The sequence below is a fragment of the Streptomyces sp. NPDC048142 genome (assembly GCF_043202835.1).
Classification (GTDB): domain Bacteria; phylum Actinomycetota; class Actinomycetes; order Streptomycetales; family Streptomycetaceae; genus Streptomyces.
Window position 1 is genome coordinate 163,236 of the sequence record NZ_JBIDBC010000003.1, and the last position, 19,574, is coordinate 182,809.

A 19,574-nucleotide genomic window follows, 5' to 3' on the forward strand; every position below is an offset into this window, starting at 1 on the left:
CCCGGACTCAGGTCCCGACCCCCGGCCCCCGCCCCCCGTAACCGAGGTACCGCACGCACACCGCGCGTACCGAAAGGCCCCCGCCGCCCCGGGGCTTCGCGGCGGCCCCGTCCGTCTCAGCCGCGCCGCAGCAGCGTGACCACCGCCGCTCCGCCGAGGCCGATGTTGTGGGCCAGGGCGGTCCGTGCGCCGGGGACCTGGCGGGCTCCGGCCTCGCCGCGCAGCTGCCAGGTCAGCTCGGCGGCCTGGGCGATGCCGGTGGCGCCCAGCGGATGGCCCTTGGAGATCAGCCCGCCGGACGGGTTCACGACCCACCGCCCGCCGTAGGTGGTCGCCCCGGACTCGACGAGCTTGCCGGACTCCCCCTCGCCGCACAGGCCCAGCGCCTCGTAGGTGAGGAGTTCGTTGACGGAGAAGCAGTCGTGCAGCTCGATGACGTCGAGATCGTCGGGGCCGAGGCCGCAGGCCGTGTAGACCTGCTGGGCGGCGGCCCGGGACATCGGGGCGCCGACCGCGTCGATGCAGCTGCCGGAGGCGAAGGAGGCCCCGGTGTCGGTGGTCATGGCCTGGGCGGCGATCTCCACGGCCCGCTCCCCCAGGTCGTGCCGCTCGGCGAACCGTTCGGAGACGACGACGGCCGCCGCCGCCCCGTCGGAGGTGGGCGAGCACTGGAGTTTCGTGAGGGGGCGGTGGACGGTGCGGGCGGTGAGGATCTCCTCGACCGTGTACGGGTCCTGGAACTGGGCGAACGGATTGTTCACCGAGTGCCGGTGGTTCTTGGCCCCGACCGCAGCGAGCTGCGCGGGCGTCGTCCCGTACCGCTCCATGTGCTCGCGGGCCGCGTTGCCGAAGATCTGGGCGGTGGGCGGGGACATCGCGAAGCCGTGGCCGGCGGCCATGACCCCGTAGTGCCGGGCGACGGGCGAGGTCGCGAAGTCGTCGGCGCCTCGGGAGCCGCCGCCGAGCGAGCCGCGGGCCATCTTCTCGAAGCCGAGGGCGAGGACGCAGTCGCTGCCGCCGCCCTCGACGAACTGCCGGGCCAGCATCAGGGCGGTGGAGCCGGTGGCGCAGTTGTTGTTGACGTTGTAGACGGGGACACCGGTCAGTCCCAGCTCGTAGACGGCCCGTTGTCCGGCGGTGGAGGGCTGGAAGCAGTAGCCGACGGGGACCTGGTCGACCTGGTCGTAGCGGACTCCGGCGTCGTCGAGTGCGGCGGTGCCCGCCTCGCGGGCCATGTCCCAGTACTGCCAGTCGCGGGTCTCGGGCTTCTCGAACTTCGTCATGCCCACGCCGACGATATAGGCCTTCATCTTCCGACTCCCTCTTGTCCTGTGTGGTCAGTCCAGTAGTCCTGTGCGGTCAGTTCCGCTGTCCTGTGCGGTCAGTCCCGGGGGAGGCCGAGAATCCGTTCGGCGACGACGTTGAGCTGGATCTGGGTGGTGCCGCCCGCGATGGTCAGGCAGCGGGACATCAGGAAGCCGTGGAGGGCCCGCTCCCCCGCCGCCGGTTCGTCCACCGCGCCGTCCGGGCCGAGGAGTTCGAGGGTGAGTTCGGCGGCCTTCTGCTGGTGGACGGTCTGGATGAGCTTGCGCACGGAGGCTCCGGCGCCGGGTTCGCGGCCGGAGACCTGCTGGAGCGTGGTGCGCAGCCCGATGCAGGCGAGCGCGTGGGCCTCGGCGGCGAGCGCGCCGATCCGGCTGCGGGCCGGGTCGTCCAGCCCGGCCGAGCGGGCGATCAGGGCTTCGAGCCCGCTGTCGAAGGTCATCCGGTCGGCCATGTGGACGCGTTCGTTGCCGAGGGTGTTGCGGGCGACCCGCCAGCCGCCGCCGACCTCGCCGACGACGGAGTCGGCGGGCAGCAGGACGTCGTCGAAGTGGACCTCGTTGAAGAGGGCCTCGCCGGTGATCTCCTTCAGCGGGCGGATGCCGATGCCCCGGGCCCTCTTCATGTCGACCAGGAAGTAGGTGAGCCCGCGGTGCCTGGGCGCGTCCGGGTCGGTGCGGGCGAGCAGAATGCCGTGGTCGGCGGTGCGGGCGGCGCTCGTCCAGACCTTCTGCCCGGTGATCCGCCACCCCTCGTCGGTCCGTACGGCGCGGGTGCGCAGGCCGGCGAGGTCGGATCCGGCGTCGGGTTCGGAGAAGAGCTGGCACCACTGGAGGTCGCCGCGCAGGGTGGCCGGCAGATAGCGCTCGCGCTGCTCCTCGGTGCCGTACGCGATCAGGGACGGCACCACCCAGGTGGCGATGGTCAGGTCGCTGAGGGCGATGCCCTGGTCCGTCAGCTCCTGCTGGATCGCCAGCTGTTGTACGGGGCCCGCGCCCAGCCCGTACGGGGCGGGGAGGTGCGGGGCGGCGTAGCCGGTGGCGGCGAGGGCGCGGCGGGCCCCGGCCGGTGTCAGCCCCCGGGCGGCGGCGAGGTGGGGGCGGGCCTCGGCGCGGTGGCGGGCGGCCTCGGCGGGGAGTTCCAGGGCGAGTTCGCGGCGGGCTCCGGTCGCGGCGAGGCGGACGGCGCGCAGCCGGTGCGGGTCGGCCGCGCCGAGGAGCTGGCGGGCGAGGACGGCCCGGCGCAGCTGGAGGTGGGCGTCGTGCTCCCAGGTGAAGCCGATGCCGCCGAGGATCTGGATGGCGTCCTTGGCGCAGGTGTACGCGGCCTCGGGTGCGGTGGCGGCGGCGAACGCGGCGACGAGCCCGCGCGCCCCTGGCCCCTGACCGTCGGGCCGGGCGCGTTCGCCGCCGGAACCGGCCACGCCGTCGGCCTCGTCAGCCACGTCTGCGGCGCGGGCGGCGGCGTCCCAAGCGGGGGCGCGGGCGGCTTCGTCGGCGGTGCGGGCGGCGTCCCAGGTGAGGGCGCGGGCCTGTTCGAGGCGGACGAGCATGTCGGCGCAGAGGTGCTTGACCGCCTGGAACGCCCCGATGGGCCGCCCGAACTGCTCGCGTACGGTGGCGTGTTCGACGGCCGTGTCCAGGCTGCGGGCGGCGGTCCCGCAGGCGTCGGCGGCGAGGAGGACGGCGGCCAGGTCGCCGACGAGCGCCGGATCGGCCACCGGCACGGCCCGGTGCGCCGGTACGCGGACGGCGTCGGCGCGCACCTCGGCGGTGGGGCGGGTCGGGTCGACGCTGCGGTGCGGGCGCACGGTGAGCCCCTCGGCCCCGGCGTCCACGAGGAACCAGCGCTCGCCGTCGGGTGTGGCGGCGGGCAGCAGGAGCAGGTCGGCCGCGCCGGCGGTCAGGACGGGCGGGACGGTGCCGTCGAGCCGGTGGCCGCCCTCGGCGGGGGTGGCGGTGAGGGTGCCGGGGGTGAGGGCGACGGCGGCGGTGCGGTCCCCGGCGGCGAGCTCCCGGAGCGGGCCGCCCAGCGCCCCGGCCCCGGCGGCCACCGCGCGGTGGAGCACGGCGGAGGCGAGCGTGGTCGTGAGGTACGGGCCGGGCAGCGAGGCGTACGCGGCCTCCTCCAGGACGACGGCGAGGTCGAGGAGGCCCCCGCCGCCACCGCCGTACGCCTCGGGCAGATGGACTCCGGCGAGCCCCTGCCCGGCGAGCGCCTCCCAGTGGGCGGGGCGTACGCCGGGGGCGGCCGGGCTCCCCGCGTCGAGGAGTTCACGCACCTCGCCGGGTGGCGCGGCGCGGGCCAGCCACCCCCGTACGGAGTGCGCCAGCGCGCGGTGCTCTTCGGTGATGCCGATACCCGTGCCGATGCCCATGCGAATCCCCGCCGGTCGCAGCCACTGGAACGGCGCAAGAGTAGAACACGTTTCACTTGGGCGGAAGGCCTGACGGGGAGTCAGGTTACAGCCGGATCCGGGCCGGAACAGGCCGCCACCGGGCAGCGTTCACCCTGCATGCGCGCAAGGACCCCTGCCCTCACCCCAGGCTCCGCTCCGGACTCCACCCTGGCCCCCGCGATGGCCCCCGCGATGGCCCCCGCCGAGGCCGTCGGCCGGCCCGTGCGGCACGATGGGTCGCCGTCGACAGGCCCCTGGGCCACCCCGCCCCACCTGGAGGAACCCCCGTGACCGCCGAGTCCGCCGCCGTTTCCGCTTCCGCGTCCGCCGCCGGACCCGAGCCGGAGATCCTCGCCGCGTTCGAGGCCGCCAAGGGCTTCATGCCGGTCCACGAGGGCCTCGCCCTGTACGCCGCCGCGACCGAGGCCGGTGCGCTCGGGCTGCCGCTGCTGGAGGTGGGCACGTACTGCGGACGGTCCGCGATCCTGCTCGCGGACGCGGCGCGCGCCGCCGGGGTGGCCGCGCTCACCGTCGACCACCACCGGGGGAGCGAGGAGCAGCAGCCCGGCTGGGAGTACCACGACCCGAGCGTGGTGGACCCGGAGGTCGGACTGATGGACACCCTGCCGACGTTCCGCCGCACGCTGCGCCGGGCCGGCCTGGAGGACCACGTGATGGCGCTCGTCGGACGGTCCCCGCAGGTCGCCGCCGTGTGGGGCGGGCCGCTCGGGCTCGTCTTCATCGACGGCGGGCACACCGACGAGCACGCGAACGCCGACTACGAGGGCTGGGCCCCGCACGTCGCCGGGGGCGGGCTGCTGGCGATCCACGACGTGTTCCCCGACCCGGCCGACGGCGGGCAGGCCCCGTACCGGATCCATCAGCGCGCACTGGCCTCCGGGGCGTTCACCGAGGTGTCGGTGACGGACTCGCTGCGCGTGCTGCGCCGCACGGGGACCGGGATCTGAGCCGTCCGGACAGCCGGATGGGTAGCATCGCCGCGTGCCGTACGACGACAGCCCTCCCACCGCCCGCCGCGCCCGGCCCCTGCCCGCGGCCGCCGCGCTGGCCGCCGTATGCCTGACCGCCGCCGGATGCGGCGGCGGCCCGGAAGCCGGGGAGGCCGGTGCGGCCTCGCCGCGGCCGGGCGGCGGCGTGTCCCGGACGGCCCCGACGCCGACCGGCCGGCAGCCGGAACCAGCCGGATCCGTCCGGCCCACGCCATCCGGATCCCCCGAGGCCCCACCGTCCGGATCCGCTTCCGCGAAACCGCCGCCGAAGGGCCCGCTGACCGGCCGGACCGTGGTGATCGACCCGGGGCACAACCCCCGTAACCGCGATCACACCCGGGAGATCAACGAGCAGGTCGATATCGGCACCGGCCGCAAGGAGTGCGATACGACCGGCACGTCCACCGATGACGGTTACGCGGAGGCCCGGTTCACCCTCGACGTGTCCCACCGGCTGCGCACCCTGCTGGAGGCGAAGGGCGCCCGGGTCCGCCTGACACACGACGCGGACCGGCCGTTCGGGCCGTGCATCGACGAGCGGGCCCGGATCGGGAACGAGGCGAAGGCCGACGCGGTGGTCTCGGTGCACGCCGACGGATCAGCCGTGGACAACCGGGGCTTCCATGTGATCCTGCCCGCCCGGGTGAAGGGCGGCGGGGCCGACACCTCGAAGATCGTGAAGAGTTCGGCCGATCTCGGCGCGAGGATCGCGGGACACTTCGTCCGCACGACCGGAAGCGCGCCTTCCAATTACATCGGCGGAAATACCGGGCTGGACACGCGTAATGATCTCGGCGGACTGAATCTGTCGACCGTGCCCAAGGTGTTCGTCGAATGCGGCAATATGCGTGACCCGAAGGACGCCGCCCTGCTCACCAGCGCGAGTTGGCGGCAGAAGGCGGCCCAGGGGCTGGCCGACGGCATTACCGGCTACCTGAAGGGGTAGTTCTGCGGTGATATTGGGGGGATGGCCGCTCACGATCCGGGCTCGGGCGCAACCCGCCCGGCCAGACGATAGATTCATCCGTACGATGGGAAGCCGCTCCCGAGCTTCATGCCCCACCCGCCGCACCGGCGGCAGCGACGACCGCCCCGACGAGACGACCGACTAAGGACCTTCACGTGAATATCCGATCCCTCACTCGAGGCGACGGCGTGGTGATCGGAGCAGCGGTCGTGCTGTTCATCGCCTCTTTCCTCGACCTCTCCGGCTACGACTGCCCGCAGGGCGTCGACTGCTCCCGGTTCAGCTCGAACGCCTGGGACTCCCTGACGTTCCTGATGAGCATCTACCTCGCCGGTGTCATCGGCGCGGCGCTGGTGATCCTCGGGCGGGCCATGCCGGGCCGCAAGGTCGCCGGGCTCGATGTCGGCCAGTTCGGTGTGGCGCTGACCGTCTTCGCGCTGTGGACCGCGTTCTGGACGATCCTCGACGTCAGCGACGCCGGCGCCGGCCTGATCCTCGGCCTGCTGGCCACCATCGCGCTCGCCGCCGCCACGGTCGCCGGTCCGCTGATCCCCGCGTTCAAGGCGCCGCTCCTCAGCCCGGCCGGCCCGGCGCAGGGCGTGCAGGGCGGACAGGCCCCCTACGGTGCGCAGCCCGGCCAGGGCTACGGCTTCCCGGGCGCCCAGCAGCAGCAGCCGTACGGCGCCCAGCCGAGCCAGGGTTACGGCTACCCCGGCGCCCCCCAGCAGGACCAGCCCGCCCAGGCCGACCCGGCGCAGGCGCAGCAGGCCCAGGCACAGGCGCAGCAGCCTTCGCAGGGCGGCGCGGCCCCGGCGGGCGACTTCACCCCGTTCTGGTTCGCCGTTCCGGTGGCCCGCCCGCTGTACGGCGAGGACGGTGCGCCGAACCCGATCGCCGAGCTGGCGCCGGGCACCTGGTACCTCGCGGTGGAGCAGCGCGGCCAGAGCCTCATCGCCCAGACGCAGGACGGCCGTCGTGGTGTCCTGCAGGACACCACGGGCATCCAGCGCGGCTGATCCCGCACGCACACGACAGCGGCCCCTCGCCCTTCCGGGCGGGGGGCCGCTGTCGTACAGTCCAAACCGCACACCCACACCTGACGCTTCGTCAATTATGGCCGGAGGGAACGGAATGCGGCTCGGACTCGCGCTCGGATACTGGGGCCGCGGCCCGGATCCCGGCCAACTCGCCCTGGTCCAGCAGGCCGAGCGGCTCGGCTACGACTCGGTGTGGACGGCGGAGGCCTGGGGCTCGGACGCCTTCACCCCGCTGACCTGGATCGCCGCCCACACCTCGCGGATCCGGCTCGGGACGGGCATCGCCCAGATGGCGGCCCGCACGCCCACCGCGACGGCCATGCACGCACTGACCCTGGACCATCTCTCCGGCGGCCGGATGCTGCTCGGCCTCGGCCTGTCCGGGCCGCAGGTGGTGGAGGGGTGGTACGGGCGGCCGTTCCCCAGCAGCCCGTTGACCGCGACCCGCGAATACGTCGAGGTGGTCCGGCAGGTCCTGGCGCGGCGGGCCCCGGTCGAGCTGGCGGGCCGCTTCCACTCCCACCCGTACACCGGCCCGGACGCCACCGGCCTGGGCAAGCCGCTGAAGCCGATCACCCACCCCCTGCGCGCCTCACTCCCGGTCCTGCTGGGCGCCGAGGGCCCGAAGAACATCGCGCAGACGGTGCGCATCGCGGACGGCTGGCTGCCGCTGTACTGGTCGCCGCTGCGCGCGGACGCCTACGGAGCCTCGCTCGCCGGACTCCGGGACGACTTCATGATCGCGCCGATGGCCCGCGCGTACGTCTGCGACGACGTGGCCGAGGGGCTGCTGCCGGTGAAGGCGATGCTCGGCTTCTACATCGGCGGGATGGGGCACGCGGCCCGCAACTTCCACGCGGACCTGATGGCCCGGATGGGCTTCGAGGAGGAGGCCCGGCGGATCCAGGAGCTGTTCCTCCGGGGGCGCGGGGAGGAGGCGGTACGGGCGGTGCCCGACGCGTTCGCCGACGAGATCTCGCTGATCGGGCCGCGCGCCCGGATCGCGGAGCGGCTGGAGCTGTGGCGCACGGGCCCGGTGACGGATCTGCTGGTCACCGCCCCTGATCCGCACACGCTACGGGTCCTGGCGGAGCTGAACAGCTGAGGGCTGTCCCGCAATCCCTGGCGGGACAGCCCTCGGGACCGCATCGGGCGACGTCCGCCCCGACGATCCGCCCCGAGGAGGCCGGGCCTGCCGGGGCAGCAGGTATCGGACCCACCTAGTATGTAATACATGCCTAGTATGTAATATATGTAGATCTCGGTTGATCCTTACGAGCTGTCCATCGACCTGCCTACGGTCGAGACCTACCTGCGACTGCGTCCCGCGACGGGACTGAGCGCGATGCCCCGTGAGGCCGCGGTGCTGGGCCTGCCGAACAGCTGGCACGCGGTCCAGATCCGGCACGGTGGCGAGCCGGTCGGCATGGGGCGGATAATCGGCGACGGCGGCTAGTTCGGCTTCCGCGAGACCGCACCGGCCTCGGCGGCGATGCACCGCACCGTGTGAGGAAGTAACGGGACGATGCTCACAACGGGGCGAACAGTGCCTGATGCGGCACCAAGGGCCGCCCCTGCTTCCCCTGCTCAGCCGAACGAGGACCGGTCCAGCCAGAAGTCCAGCAGCGCCGCGTCTCCCAGCACCTCCACCCGCTGACTCGTGGGCTCCAGGCGGCGGTTGAAGACGAGCATCAGATCGGTGAGCGGCCCGCGCAGGGCGACCGTGGCCTTCCCGTGCGCGTGCCGCCAGGTGAAGCGGTCCTCACCGAACTCGATCAGCCACTCCGCACCGGGTACGTCGGTGGCATGCAGGTGCAACGAGCGCCCGCCGCCCCGCAGTTCGGCCGCCTCCGGGTCGCCGTCCTCCTGGGAGAAGGAGACGATGCGCAGCCACTCCTCGATGGTGTCGGCGGCCACGTCGGCGTCGACCGTGTACGGGACGCGGGCAGCGAGCGCCGCGTCCGCCCGGTGCACAGCCGTCTCGTGCGTCATCCGCCGCGCCCAGAACGCCGTACGCCGCTCCCACGCCCAGGCCCACACCTCGGCGTCCGGCCCCGCCTTCCGCAGCGCGTCCACGGTGGCGGCAGCACCTTCCGCGAGCCAGGCGTCGAGCGCGGCCGGGTCCTCGCCGTCCGGCCCTTCGAAGCCGGGCACCCGGTCCTCGGGGACGTCGTCGGCGGCGTGGGTCCGGACGATCTCACCGACCCAGCGGTGCGCACCGCCGACGTGCACGGCCAGCTCCCGCAGGGTCCAGTCGGGACACGTGGGGACGGTCGCACCGAGATCCGCGCCCTTCAGTACCGCGCGCAGGGCGTCGGTCTGGGTCAGGATCTCGTCGCAGTAACGGTCGTAGGAGAGAGGCGTCATGCGGCGCACCCTAACCGGCGGAACCCGGGTTGATCACCCGGTTTTCCGCCGGTCACGTGCGGTGGGAGGAGGACCGGCCGGCCCGCTCATCGGTCGGCCGATCCGGTGCCGACGTAGAGCCGGTCGGAACCCAGGAGCCCGTATCAAGGTTGCCCGGTGCGGGCGCGCCTTCGTTCACATCGGCCGACTCCCCACAGCGCGAAGAAACAGGAACCCACCGATACGGCCAGACAGCCGCGGCAGGAAATCCCCGCCCGTCGGCGCGAGGAGCGGAAATCACTTGGTGGCGTGGATCTCCAGAAGCGCGTGGTCACGGCTCTCGGGGTCCGCGCTCTCGCCGACCGGCGTCCAGGTGTTCTTGGCGACGTCGAAGGAGGCCTCTCCGCCCTCGACCTCCATGTCGACCCGGAGCTTGTAGTCGTTGCCCTTGACCCCGTAGACCTGCGGGAGTTCGAGCGAGAGGAAACCGCTGGCGCCGGTGACCTTGAAGCAGAACTTGCCGTTGCCGCGGGACCAGACCTCGACCAGCCCGGTGGCGGACGCGCAGTCCGCGAGCACGATGTGCCCGTCGCCGCGCTTGAGGCGGATGCCCTGCTCGGCGAAGATCTTGTCCGCGTCCGGGTAGGTGAAGTCCTCCACGGCCACCGGCGGCAGCTCGTCGGCTGCGGCGGCCGGGGCTCCGGGCTCGGCTCCGGCGAAGGGAGCCCCGGCCAGGAAGATTCCGGTGACGGCGCTCGCCGCCAGTGCGCAGGAAATGAATGAACGAGCTCTCATTGCTTCATCAGCCTCTCGTAGTCGAACCAAGGAGACGGCGCGTACGAGAAGGAACAACGGTGTACCGCTCGACTGAATCGAGGCCCCCTCGGTACGTAACGTCCGCTCGGCACGTCAACTTCACATACCGAGCCGATTATTCATATCATCCTCGCGGTCGAGGACGCAGGTCCCATTGAGGTCGCGGGACCGCGGGCGAACGACGCCCAACGCCACCCAAGACGTGACAGACACCCCGGGGCAGGGCAGGAGTCGCATCCAACACCATTCACGGAAAACCGCCCTGCGTCGATCCGTGAGTTTCACCTCTTCGGATGAGGCATAGGATTCGACCGCGACCGCCCACGCCCTTTGACCACCGGGTATATGCGGCATTTTCCAGCCCGGGTTCCCTTTCTGACCCGGAGTCACCAACCACTTCGCTCGACATCCGCATACGGAGCGCGGGCCGCACCACAGACGCGTCGCGGGTGAATTGTTCGGCAAAGCACATCAGGAGGAGAGATGCACGCAGACAGATGGGTGAGCCGGGCCGGACGGGCCCTGTCACCCGATGGACCGATAGCGCGGGCCGTGGTGGTGGGCGCCACGACACTCGCGCTGGTGGCCGGAGCCTTCGGGACCGCCGCGGCCGACGACGGGCCCCTTCCGCGCGGTGCGGAGGCTGCGCGGAGCGAGCGCGCGCAGGTGCTGAGCGCCTGGAAGGAAGGCGGCGACTCCACCAGGGAAGCCGCCGCGAAGGCACTCATCGGCACCGACGAACAGATCCACGCCTTCCTCACGTCCGGTCTCCAGCCCGCACTGGAGGAGGACAACCGGCTCGCCGTGCTGAAGATGCTCAGCACCGCCGGCGCGGGAGTCCGCGGAGCGGCACAGCAAGCGATGTCCGGAACCTCCGATGACGTCCAAGCGTTCCTTGCGAATGGCTGGAAAGCGCCGTACACGGACGATCAGCGCGCCGAAGTCCTGCGCGTGATGAACGAAGGTGGCCGCGCGGTTCGGACCGCTGGTCAAAAGGCTCTGAATGCCGATACCGAACAGGCGTTGGCCAACTTTCTCACCGAAGGCCGATACACGGCCCGCGAAGAGGACGACCGCGTACAGCTCCTCACCATCGTTCAGCTCGGCGGACCGCAGGTGAAGTCCGCCGGCCAGGCCGCGCTGAACGGATCGGCCCTCGACGTCCACGAGTTCGTCGAGAACGGCCAGTACACCGCCCGTGCCCGCGACCAGGAGACGATGACCGTCAAGGCGCTGGCCGAACTGGCCAAGCGGGCGGGTCAGAAGTCGAAGGCAGAGACGGCGAAGGCCAAGGAGACCTCGGCCAAGGCCGTCGCCGCCGCGGCGCGCGCCAAGGACGCGGCCGAGAAGGCCGCGAGGGAGACGGCCGCCGCCCAGGCGGACGCTGCCCGTGCGTCCAAGGCCGCCGGCCGCGCCGCCGACGCCGCCGACGCCGCGGCCTCGGCGGCAAGCACCGCGATCCGGGCCTCCAACGAGGCGACGTCCGCCGCTCGCACCGCCGCCGCGGCCGCTTCCGCTGCGGCCGCAGCAGCGGCAGCAGCCGGCCAGGCGGCCTCTCGCGCCTACAACTCCGCCACCGCCGCGTCCAAGGACGCCGGCCAGGCCGCGGCGGCGAGCGCCGCGGCCAAGACCGCACGCGACGCGGCGGCCGACGCCCGCCGCGCGGCCGACGCCGTGCTCCAGGCGCTGACCGCCGTGATCGAGTCGATCAACTCCGCGCAGGCCGCGGCCAGTGCCGGACGGAACGCCGCAGCGGCGGCCACCGCGGCCGCCGAGGCCGGAGCCCAGTCGAACGTCGCGGCGGCCGAGTCCCGGCGCGCGGCCGAAGCAGCGGCCCGTGCCCGCCGCGCGGCCGCGGTCGCGACCGGCGCCGCCAACAGCGCGGAGAGCCTGGCCAACAAGGCCGCCACCGCCGCCCGTGAGTCCCGTACCGCCGCCAATGCCGCAGCGAACCACGCGGAGGCCGCAGCCAAGGCGGCCGAAGAGGCCGTGAAGTACGCGGGCCAGTCGAAGGACTACGCCAACCAGTCCACCAAGCACGCGAACGCGGCCATCGCCGCGGCCAAGGTGGCCACCGACGCGGTCGCCACAGCACGCACGGTGGAGGCGACCGCACGTGAGGCGGAGGCCGCACGGCTGAAGAACGACCTGGACAACTCCGTCCAGGTCGCCGAGGAGATCAAGAAGCGGGAGGACAACGCCGCGGCCAAGGAATCGGACGCGGTGGCCGAGGCGGACCGGCGCAACGCCGAGACCAAGGAACTGCTCGCGGCCGCCGGAGCCGACGGCGCCGAGCCCGCGGCCGTCGCGGCCAAGGGCCGGGCCGCCGCGTTCCACATCCTGACCGACGGGGGCCCCTGGTCCCAGAAGGCCGCCGAGGCGGCGCTGACCGGCACCGACGCCGACGTCCAGGAGTGGATCCGCACCGGCTACGCCATCGCCGTCGAGCAGGATGACCGGGCCCAGGTCCAGCACCTCAAGGAGAACGGCTCGTCCGCGCTCAAGGCCGCCGCCGAACAGGCGCTGGCCGGGTCGCATGCCGATGTGGTGCGCTTCCTGGTCACGGGTCAGCACACCGTCCAGGCCGACGACTACCGCGTCAAGGTCCTGAAGATGGCGAAGGACGGCGGCAGCGGAGTCAAGCGGGCCGCGAGTACCGCCATCGACACGGGCACCACCGCGGCGCTGCTGGCGTTCCTGGAGAAGGGCCAGTACACCGCCCGCGAGGAGGACGACCGGGTGGAGGCCCTGAAGATCCTCCAGACCGGCGGCCCGCAGACCAAGGCCGCGGCCCAGGTGGCACTCGCCGGTCCGGCCCGGATGCTGCGCGACTTCGTGGGCACCGTCCAGTACCGGACCGCGCAGCAGGACTTCGAGCGGGCCACGCACGTGGCCGGTGTGCAGAAGCTGATCGCCGAGGGCGCGCGTGCGGCGGCCACCGCCAACCAGGACGCGTCCCGTGCGGCCGAAGCGGCGGCCAAGGCGCGCAACGCGGCCACCGAAGCGGCCGGTCACGCCAAGGCCGCGAAGGCATCCGCGGCCAAGGCCGCCGGTTTCGCCTCGGACGCCGCCAAGTCCGCCGACCAGGCGGAAGCCTCGGCCGAGCGGGCCCGTGCCTCCGCCGACCGGGCCAGATCCGCCGCGGCCGTCGCGAACCAGGCGGCGGCGGAAGCGGGCGAGTCCGCACACCAGGCGGCCGCCTCGGCGTCCCGCGCGGCGGCTTCCGCCGACTACGCCTACGGTCAGGCGGCCGCGGCCGCTGCCTCCGCGGCGGCGGCGGGCGAGAGCGCGGCCGAGGCCGCCAAGGCGGCAGGCGAAGCGCTGAGGTCGGCTCTGGACAAGCTCATCGAGGAGCTGGAGGAGCAGGGCGAACAGGCGAGCCCTGTCGAGGGCGACGGCGAGAAGGACTATCCGGCGTCGGAGGAGGATCTGGTGGGCGAGGGCGGTCTGACGGCCGCCGACAAGGCCAAGCTGGTCCTCGACATCACCGGCATGTTCGACCCGACGCCGATCAGTGACGGTTCGTCCGGCCTGATCAGCCTCTTCCAGGGCGACTACGTCGGCGCGGGCCTCTCGCTGGCCGCGTTCGTGCCGTACGTCGGCGACGCGCTCGCCAAGCCGGCGAAGTTCGCGAAGTACCTCGACAAGTTCGAGCACCTCTCCAAGTACGCCGGCGACCTGGACTGGGTCGGCAACGCGATCAAGAGCATGAAGCACCTCTCGCCCAATCAGTACGGCGATGCGCTCGCGAAGATCAACAAGCTGGCAGGCGACTCGGGCAAGGCCTACAAGAACAAGAACTGGCTCGCCACGGCCAAGAAGTACGACCTGCCCACCGACGGCCCGGTCCCGTACATCCCGCCGAAGAACTGGGACCCCAAGCGGCCCCAGGTCCGGGGCGGCGGCTTCCCGGACAAGTACGGCAACATCTGGACCCGTGCCAAGGACGGCAAGGACGAATGGGACGTCCAGATCCCGAAGGGCAAGGGCTTCGAGATATTCGCGGGCAGCAAGAATCAGGGGAAGGACTACTCCCACGCCAACATCTCGAAGAAGGGATACGTGACCCACTGATGCGGTTCTCCCCTGACGACGTGGTCCTCCGCGTCCGGTTCCATCTGGAGCGGGTGCGCACCGCCGAGGCGGCGCTGCACGCCTGGCTGCCGCTGGTCTCCGAACTCCGGCCGGTCTCGGCAGCGTTCGAGGCGGCCGATCCGGACGGAGTGCGCCGCGGCTTCCTGGCCGACCTCCTCGTGGTTGTTCCTCACTCGGAGGACAGGACCACGGACGGCGGATCGGCACGGGAGCGGCTGCTCACCGCGGTCGGTGCGCTCGCGCGACGGCTCGGCCTGGATCCAGCGGCGTTCGAAGTGGACGAGGACGGAGCTGGTGGCGTGCTGAACGTGAAGGACGAGAACGACGGCTCGGCCTACGGGGCCTATCTGGTCCTCGCCCTGACCGGCGCGGACCCGCTGAGCCCGGAGGGCGACGAGACGGTCTACGACGACACCGGCGAAGACCTGCTCTGACCCAGGCGCCAGGGACAGACCGAAGGCCGCCGCTCCTCTCGGGAGCGGCGGCCTTCGGCCGTCGTGGCCGGCGTCAGCGCGTGCTCAGCGGCAGCAGTCCGGCTCCAGGCCGACCGGCAGCCGCTCGCCCCCGAACACCGCGGTGGTCGCCTCGTCGCCCCCGAGCGCGGCCACCGCCAGCAGCAGGGAACCCGCCGTCCAGGTGGTGAGTTCCGCGGGCCAGAAGGCCTGGTTGCCCTCGAAGACGTAACCCGTCCAGTACAGCCCGCCCTCGGCGCGCAGGTGCTGGACGGACTGGAGGATCTCCAGCGCCCGGTCCGACTCCCCCGTCACCCAGAGGGCCAGGGCGAGTTCGCAGCTCTCGCCGCCGGTCACCCAGGGGTTGGGCAGCACGCAGCGCACCCCGAGGCCGGGGACGACGAAGCGGTCCCAGCCCTCCTGGATGCGGGCGGTGGCCTCGGCGCCGGTGACCGCGCCGCCGAGGACCGGGTAGTACCAGTCCATCGAGTAGCGGTTCTTGTCGAGGAAGCGCTCGGGGTGGCTGCGGATCGCGTGGGCCAGCGCGCCGGTCGCCAGCTCCCAGTCGGGCTGCGGCTCCTCGCGGCGCTCGGCGATGGCCAGCGCACAGCGCAGCGCCTGGTGGACCGAGGAGGAGCCGGTCAGCAGCGCGTCGTTGACGGGTGTGCCGTCGGGCTCCCGCTTCCAGCCGATCTGCCCGCCGGGCTGCTGGAGCCCGAGGACGAATTCGACGGCCGCGAAGACCGTGGGCCACATCCGGTCGACGAACGCGTCGTCGCCGGTGGCCAGGTAGTGGTGCCAGACGCCGACTGCCACGTACGCGCAGAAGTTGCTCTCCAGGCTCCGGTCCGTCGGCTGCTGGGGGTCACCGTCGTGGTAGGCGGCGTACCAGGAGCCGTCGGCGTTCTGGTTGCGGGCGAGCCAGTCGTAGGCGCGGGCGGCGGCCTCGTGCTCGCCGGCCGCGTCCAGGGCCATCGCGGCCTCGGTGTGGTCCCACGGGTCGAGGTGATGGCCCCGGAACCAGGGCAGCGCCCCGTCCTCCCGCTGTACGGCGGCGAGCGCGGCGACCGTACGGGCGGCCTGAGCCGCCGTCAGGACGCCTGGCAGAACAAGGTGTTCGGTCCGTTCGGGGGTGCTCACGCCTCAGCCTTCGGAAGGTGCGGCTTGGTGGCGTAGGCGACGAAGCTCTTGCCGACGACCGGGTTGAGGAGCTGCTCGGCGACCCGGGTGGCGAGCGGCTTCTTCATGATGTCCCAGACCAGCAGCTTGTGGTACGCCCGCACCGGCAGCGCCCGGTCGTTGTCCACGCCGAAGGCGCATTTGAGCCACCAGTACGGCGAGTGCAGAGCGTGGGCGTGGTGGGTGCCGTACGGCTTGAGTCCGGCCTCGCGGATCCGGGCGAGGAGCTGGTCGGCCTTGTAGATGCGGATGTGGCCGCCCTCGACCTCGTGGTAGGCGTCGGAGAGGGTCCAGCAGACCTTCTCGGGGCCGTAGCGCGGGACGGTGATGGCTATCCGGCCGCCCGGCCTGAGCACCCGGACCATCTCGGCGAGGACGCCCTTGTCGTCCGGGATGTGCTCCATGACCTCGGAGATGATCACGACGTCGAAGGAGTCGTCGGGGAAGGGAAGGTTGAGGGCGTCGCCCTCCATCGCGGTGGCGGTGGCGCCCTCGGGGGCCTCCCCGGCCTCCTTCATCGCGGCGAACCACTTGGCGACCTCGCGGATCTCCTCGCCGTTCTGGTCCAGGGCGACGACCTGCGCACCGCGCCGGTAGCACTCGAAGGCATGCCGGCCGGCACCGCAGCCCAGGTCGAGCACTCGGTCGCCGGCGGCGAGCGGGAAGCGGGTGAAGTCGACGGTCAGCACGGGGGCCTGCCTTCGAGGTCGGAGGTACGGGTTGCGACGATCGGATCCGCGGTCGCCCGGGGGCGCGCGGTCACCCGCGGACTCCGCGGGCGGTGATCGCCTGACGGTACAGCTCGGCGGTTCCGGCGGCCGCCCTGGCCCAGGTGAAGTTGGCCAGCACCCGCGCCCGGCCCGCCGCGCCGAGCCGGACCCGCAGCTCCGGATCGGCCAGCAGCCGGGCCAGCGCCCCGGCCAGCGCGTCCGCGTCGCCGGGCGGCACGGCGAGGCAGGTCTCCCCGTCGCGGCCGGAGACCTCGGGGATCGCGCCGCCGGTGGTGGCGACCAGGGGGGTGCCGGTGGCCATGGCCTCGGCGGCGGGCAGCGAGAACCCCTCGTACAGCGAGGGCACGCAGGAGACCTGGGCGCCGCGCACGAGGTCGACCAGTTCGGCGTCGCTGATGCCCTTGACGAACTCGACGGCTTCGGTGAGCCCGTGCCGCTCGATCGCGCGGGCGACCGGCCCGTTCTCGGCGCGCTTGCCGACGACGACGAGGTGGGCGGCGGGGTTCTCGGTACGGAGCTTGGCGAGCGCGTCGACGAGGTGGACGAGGCCCTTGAGCGGGACGTCGGCGCTGGAGGTGGTGACGATGCGCCCCGGCACCTCGGCGACGGAGGGGTCGGGTGACCACAGGTCGGTGTCGGCGCCGATGTGGACGACGCTGATCCGGTCCGCGCGTACGCCGAGGTCCTCGACGATCTCGTCGCGGGAGGAGCCGGAGACGGTGAGGACGGTGTCCAGTTTGCGGGCGACCCGCTTCTGCATCCGGGTGAAGGCGTACCAGCGGCGTACGGAGGCGCGTCGGCGGCGGCCGGCCGCGGCTTCCAGGTCGAGCCTGCGGTCCACGGTGATGGGGTGGTGGATCGTCGTCACGAGCGGGGCCCCGAGCTCGCCGAGGAGCCCGTAACCAAGGGTCTGGTTGTCATGGACGACATCGAACTCGCCACGCCGGGCCAGCAGGTGGCGGCGGGCGCGCAGACTGAAGGTGAGCGGTTCGGGGAAGCCGCCGGTCCACATCGTGGCGACCTCGGCCAGGTCGATCCAGTCGCGGTACTCGCCGCGCTTGGGGGTACGGAAGGGATCGGGCTGGCGGTAGAGGTCGAGGCTGGGCAGCTCGGTGAGCGGGACGCCCTCGTCGAGCACCGGGTAGGGCTGCGCCCCGATGACCTCGACGCTGTGGCCGAGGCGGGCGAGCTCCCGGCCTAGGTGGCGGACGTACACGCCCTGGCCACCGCAGAACGGATTGCCCTTGTACGTGAGAAGCGCGATGCGCAACGGCCGGTCGCCGGTCCCGGCAAAGCCGCCGTCGCCCGTGCGGGAGCCTGTCTCTATGGCCTCAGCGGTCACACTCGGCCCCCTTCTGACTGCTGTGTTCGCCGGAGCGTAACCGGTCGCGCTAATCTAGAACAAGTTTCAGACTTGCTGGAACAAGCTCTAGAACACGTTGCAGACTTGATCGTTCGGCGTGCATCGAATCTACCGGCAGGTAGCGACGGCGCGACGGCCGGATCAGGTGATTCGCGCCACGACGGACGCCCTGGCATGCTGTGCGCGCCCGGCCGGGCCGCTTCGTCCGCCGGGTGCGGGATCAAGCCATGGATCACGGATCGTGGATCGGGGACAGCATGACCGCGGACGCCAGACCGGCAGCGCCTGCGCTGACCGAACGCCAGGAGGCCCGTCGCCGCCGCATCCTGCACGCCAGCGCCCAGCTGGCCGGCCGGGGCGGGTTCGAGGCGGTGCAGATGCGGGAGGTGGCCGAGGCCGCCGGCGTCGCACTGGGCACCCTCTACCGCTACTTCCCGTCCAAGATCCATCTGCTGGTCGCGACCATGCAGGACCAGCTCCAGCATCTGCACACCACGCTCCGCAAGCGCCCGCCGGCCGGCGACGACGCGGCCCAGCGGGTGGCCGAGACGCTGATGCGCGCCTTCCGCGCCCTCCAGCGCGAACCGCACCTCGCGGACGCCATGGTCCGCGCCCTCACCTTCGCGGACCGCAGCGTGAGCCCCGAGGTGGACACCGTCTCCCGGCTCACCACGGCGATCATCCTGGACGCGATGGGCCTGGAGCACCCGACCCCGGAGCAGCTCTCCGCGGTCCGGGTCATCGAGCACACCTGGCACTCGGCGCTGATCACCTGGCTGTCGGGGCGGGCCTCGATCGCCCAGGTCAAGATCGACATCGAGACGGTCTGCCGCCTCATCGACCTGACGGCGGAGCCGGGGCGGGGCTGAGGGGCGGCGCCGGGCCGGCATCCCGCCAGGGGCCCGCGCCCGCGAGTGCCACCACGGCCGCGCGGCGGTGGTCCGTCCACTCGGTCAGCCGGACGTCGTCCCGCCCGGCCTTGAACAGCGCCTCCCTGCGGACCCACAACCGCAGCAGCGCCGGACCGGGGTCCGGCGCTGCGCGGGCGGCGTCCACCTCGGCCTCCGACAGCAGCCGCCGCAGTACGCTCACGGATCCCGGCCGACGCGTCAGGGGCTCCACGTCGATACCGACCGGGCCGGGTCCGACCGCCGCCGCGGCCAGCCCGTCGGCGTGACTGAAGGCGGCGCCCAGCCCGGGTCGGTCCGGGAGATACGGCCGCCCGTGCCCGTCCTGCCCGCACCCGGGGCAGCGCTGGGCGGGCTCCACCTCCCGCGGCGGCCGCCCGGTGACCCGGGAGGCGCACAGCCGCAGCAGCAGCCGGGCCGCCACGACATCGTCGCGCCGGCCGGGCACCCGGATCCCCGCGAGCCGGCGCCGCTCCCACGGGGCGAGCATGTCCTCGTCCAGCTCCGGGTGCGCCAGCACCTCGGCGGTGGTGGCCACCACCGCGACGGCGGCCGCGGCCTCGTCGTACGCCGCGTCACCCTTCCCGTACGGGGGCGGCAGGCACGACGGGAGGGGACGCGGCCGCGGGAGGTGCGGCGGCGGGAGACGGGTCATCGGCCCGTACTCACCCGGCCGGCACCTCCGCGAGGCCGACGGAGCCCAGGAAGCGTTCCCTGACGCGGGCGAGGGTGCGGAAGTCGTCGATGGTGACCTCCTGCAGATCGATGCTGCTGCCCGAGATCTCCTCCAGGAGATCGATGAACTCCAGGAAGTCCATCGAGTCGATGAGACGGGCCTCGATGAGGTCCTCCTCGACGCCGATCGGGCCGTCGAGGCCGGGATTCTTCTCGTTGAGCCACGCTACGACACGTTCCATGGGGGAGATCGCTCCTCTTGTTCTGTTCCGGA

16 protein-coding genes are annotated in these 19,574 nt (G+C 72.6%); 7 read left to right on the top strand and 9 right to left on the bottom strand.

The genetic code is table 11. The features are described from left to right. Nucleotides 1-116: 116 nt before the first annotated feature. Nucleotides 117-1,310: a lipid-transfer protein gene (locus tag ACGF2Y_RS05640; protein WP_392943418.1), complete on the bottom strand. Its 1,194-nt coding sequence runs from the start codon at nucleotides 1,308-1,310 to the stop codon at nucleotides 117-119. Between the two features lie 71 nt (nucleotides 1,311-1,381). Next, nucleotides 1,382-3,700: an acyl-CoA dehydrogenase gene (locus ACGF2Y_RS05645; RefSeq protein ID WP_392943419.1), complete on the bottom strand. Its 2,319-nt coding sequence runs from the start codon at nucleotides 3,698-3,700 to the stop codon at nucleotides 1,382-1,384. Between the two features lie 401 nt (nucleotides 3,701-4,101). Here ACGF2Y_RS05645 and ACGF2Y_RS05650 point away from each other — a divergent pair, with 401 nt between their 5' ends. The 4 genes from ACGF2Y_RS05650 to ACGF2Y_RS05665 all read left to right on the top strand — a co-directional run bounded on the left by ACGF2Y_RS05650 (nucleotide 4,102) and on the right by ACGF2Y_RS05665 (nucleotide 7,840). Next, complete coding sequence (locus tag ACGF2Y_RS05650) at nucleotides 4,102-4,689, top strand: class I SAM-dependent methyltransferase (protein ID WP_392943679.1); 588 nt, start codon at nucleotides 4,102-4,104, stop codon at nucleotides 4,687-4,689. Between the two features lie 34 nt (nucleotides 4,690-4,723). Next, the gene (locus ACGF2Y_RS05655; protein WP_392943420.1) at nucleotides 4,724-5,677 is read left to right on the top strand and encodes an N-acetylmuramoyl-L-alanine amidase; all 954 of its coding nucleotides are present in this window, start codon (nucleotides 4,724-4,726) and stop codon (nucleotides 5,675-5,677) included. Between the two features lie 176 nt (nucleotides 5,678-5,853). Continuing rightward, on the top strand, nucleotides 5,854-6,714 hold the full coding sequence (locus ACGF2Y_RS05660) for a hypothetical protein (RefSeq protein ID WP_392943421.1): 861 nt from the start codon (nucleotides 5,854-5,856) through the stop codon (nucleotides 6,712-6,714). 115 nt (nucleotides 6,715-6,829) lie between these two features. Further along, a complete protein-coding gene (locus ACGF2Y_RS05665; protein WP_392943422.1) occupies nucleotides 6,830-7,840 on the top strand; it encodes an LLM class F420-dependent oxidoreductase in 1,011 nt (336 codons plus the stop codon). Nucleotides 7,841-8,322: 482 nt separating this feature from the next. Here the strand turns inward: ACGF2Y_RS05665 and ACGF2Y_RS05670 are convergent, their stop codons facing one another. After that, nucleotides 8,323-9,102: a maleylpyruvate isomerase family mycothiol-dependent enzyme gene (locus ACGF2Y_RS05670; protein WP_392943423.1), complete on the bottom strand. Its 780-nt coding sequence runs from the start codon at nucleotides 9,100-9,102 to the stop codon at nucleotides 8,323-8,325. Between the two features lie 276 nt (nucleotides 9,103-9,378). Then, entirely contained in the window at nucleotides 9,379-9,876 is a 498-nt protein-coding gene (locus ACGF2Y_RS05675) for a hypothetical protein (protein ID WP_392943424.1), read from the bottom strand. Between the two features lie 504 nt (nucleotides 9,877-10,380). On the opposite strand from ACGF2Y_RS05675, the gene ACGF2Y_RS05680 reads away from it, so the two are divergent. Next, complete coding sequence (locus ACGF2Y_RS05680) at nucleotides 10,381-13,971, top strand: polymorphic toxin type 17 domain-containing protein (RefSeq protein WP_392943425.1); 3,591 nt, start codon at nucleotides 10,381-10,383, stop codon at nucleotides 13,969-13,971. Continuing rightward, on the top strand, nucleotides 13,971-14,426 hold the full coding sequence (locus tag ACGF2Y_RS05685) for a hypothetical protein (RefSeq protein WP_392943426.1): 456 nt from the start codon (nucleotides 13,971-13,973) through the stop codon (nucleotides 14,424-14,426). Before ACGF2Y_RS05680 ends, ACGF2Y_RS05685 begins: the two co-directional genes overlap by 1 nt. 84 nt (nucleotides 14,427-14,510) lie before the next feature. On the opposite strand, the gene ACGF2Y_RS05690 is transcribed toward ACGF2Y_RS05685, so the two are convergent. From ACGF2Y_RS05690 to ACGF2Y_RS05700, 3 genes are all read right to left on the bottom strand, one after another. Then, a complete protein-coding gene (locus ACGF2Y_RS05690; RefSeq protein ID WP_392943427.1) occupies nucleotides 14,511-15,584 on the bottom strand; it encodes a prenyltransferase in 1,074 nt (357 codons plus the stop codon). After that, entirely contained in the window at nucleotides 15,581-16,312 is a 732-nt protein-coding gene (locus tag ACGF2Y_RS05695) for a class I SAM-dependent methyltransferase (protein ID WP_392943428.1), read from the bottom strand. Before ACGF2Y_RS05695 ends, ACGF2Y_RS05690 begins: the two co-directional genes overlap by 4 nt. A gap of 70 nt (nucleotides 16,313-16,382) precedes the next feature. After that, the gene (locus tag ACGF2Y_RS05700; protein ID WP_392943429.1) at nucleotides 16,383-17,696 is read right to left on the bottom strand and encodes a glycosyltransferase family 4 protein; all 1,314 of its coding nucleotides are present in this window, start codon (nucleotides 17,694-17,696) and stop codon (nucleotides 16,383-16,385) included. Nucleotides 17,697-17,974: 278 nt separating this feature from the next. Here ACGF2Y_RS05700 and ACGF2Y_RS05705 point away from each other — a divergent pair, with 278 nt between their 5' ends. After that, nucleotides 17,975-18,586 (top strand): TetR family transcriptional regulator, encoded by a 612-nt coding sequence (locus ACGF2Y_RS05705; protein ID WP_392943681.1) that lies wholly within the window; start codon nucleotides 17,975-17,977, stop codon nucleotides 18,584-18,586. Here ACGF2Y_RS05705 and ACGF2Y_RS05710 read toward each other — a convergent pair. Both ACGF2Y_RS05710 and ACGF2Y_RS05715 read right to left on the bottom strand, forming a co-directional pair. Continuing rightward, complete coding sequence (locus tag ACGF2Y_RS05710; RefSeq protein WP_392943430.1) at nucleotides 18,552-19,280, bottom strand: 4'-phosphopantetheinyl transferase family protein; 729 nt, start codon at nucleotides 19,278-19,280, stop codon at nucleotides 18,552-18,554. The two genes, ACGF2Y_RS05705 and ACGF2Y_RS05710, sit on opposite strands and share 35 nt — an antisense overlap. A 10-nt stretch (nucleotides 19,281-19,290) precedes the next feature. Further along, nucleotides 19,291-19,542: an acyl carrier protein gene (locus ACGF2Y_RS05715; RefSeq protein ID WP_392943431.1), complete on the bottom strand. Its 252-nt coding sequence runs from the start codon at nucleotides 19,540-19,542 to the stop codon at nucleotides 19,291-19,293. Nucleotides 19,543-19,574 lie beyond the last annotated feature (32 nt).

Coding starts and splice junctions, on each gene's coding strand:
- ACGF2Y_RS05640 (WP_392943418.1), bottom strand. CDS start 1,310: ATGAAGGCCTATATCGTCGGCGTGGGCATGACGAAGTTCGAGAAGCCC.
- ACGF2Y_RS05645 (WP_392943419.1), bottom strand. CDS start 3,700: ATGGGCATCGGCACGGGTATCGGCATCACCGAAGAGCACCGCGCGCTG.
- ACGF2Y_RS05650 (WP_392943679.1), top strand. CDS start 4,102: ATGCCGGTCCACGAGGGCCTCGCCCTGTACGCCGCCGCGACCGAGGCC.
- ACGF2Y_RS05665 (WP_392943422.1), top strand. CDS start 6,830: ATGCGGCTCGGACTCGCGCTCGGATACTGGGGCCGCGGCCCGGATCCC.
- ACGF2Y_RS05670 (WP_392943423.1), bottom strand. CDS start 9,102: ATGACGCCTCTCTCCTACGACCGTTACTGCGACGAGATCCTGACCCAG.
- ACGF2Y_RS05675 (WP_392943424.1), bottom strand. CDS start 9,876: ATGAGAGCTCGTTCATTCATTTCCTGCGCACTGGCGGCGAGCGCCGTC.
- ACGF2Y_RS05680 (WP_392943425.1), top strand. CDS start 10,381: ATGCACGCAGACAGATGGGTGAGCCGGGCCGGACGGGCCCTGTCACCC.
- ACGF2Y_RS05685 (WP_392943426.1), top strand. CDS start 13,971: ATGCGGTTCTCCCCTGACGACGTGGTCCTCCGCGTCCGGTTCCATCTG.
- ACGF2Y_RS05705 (WP_392943681.1), top strand. CDS start 17,975: ATGACCGCGGACGCCAGACCGGCAGCGCCTGCGCTGACCGAACGCCAG.
- ACGF2Y_RS05710 (WP_392943430.1), bottom strand. CDS start 19,280: ATGACCCGTCTCCCGCCGCCGCACCTCCCGCGGCCGCGTCCCCTCCCG.
- ACGF2Y_RS05715 (WP_392943431.1), bottom strand. CDS start 19,542: ATGGAACGTGTCGTAGCGTGGCTCAACGAGAAGAATCCCGGCCTCGAC.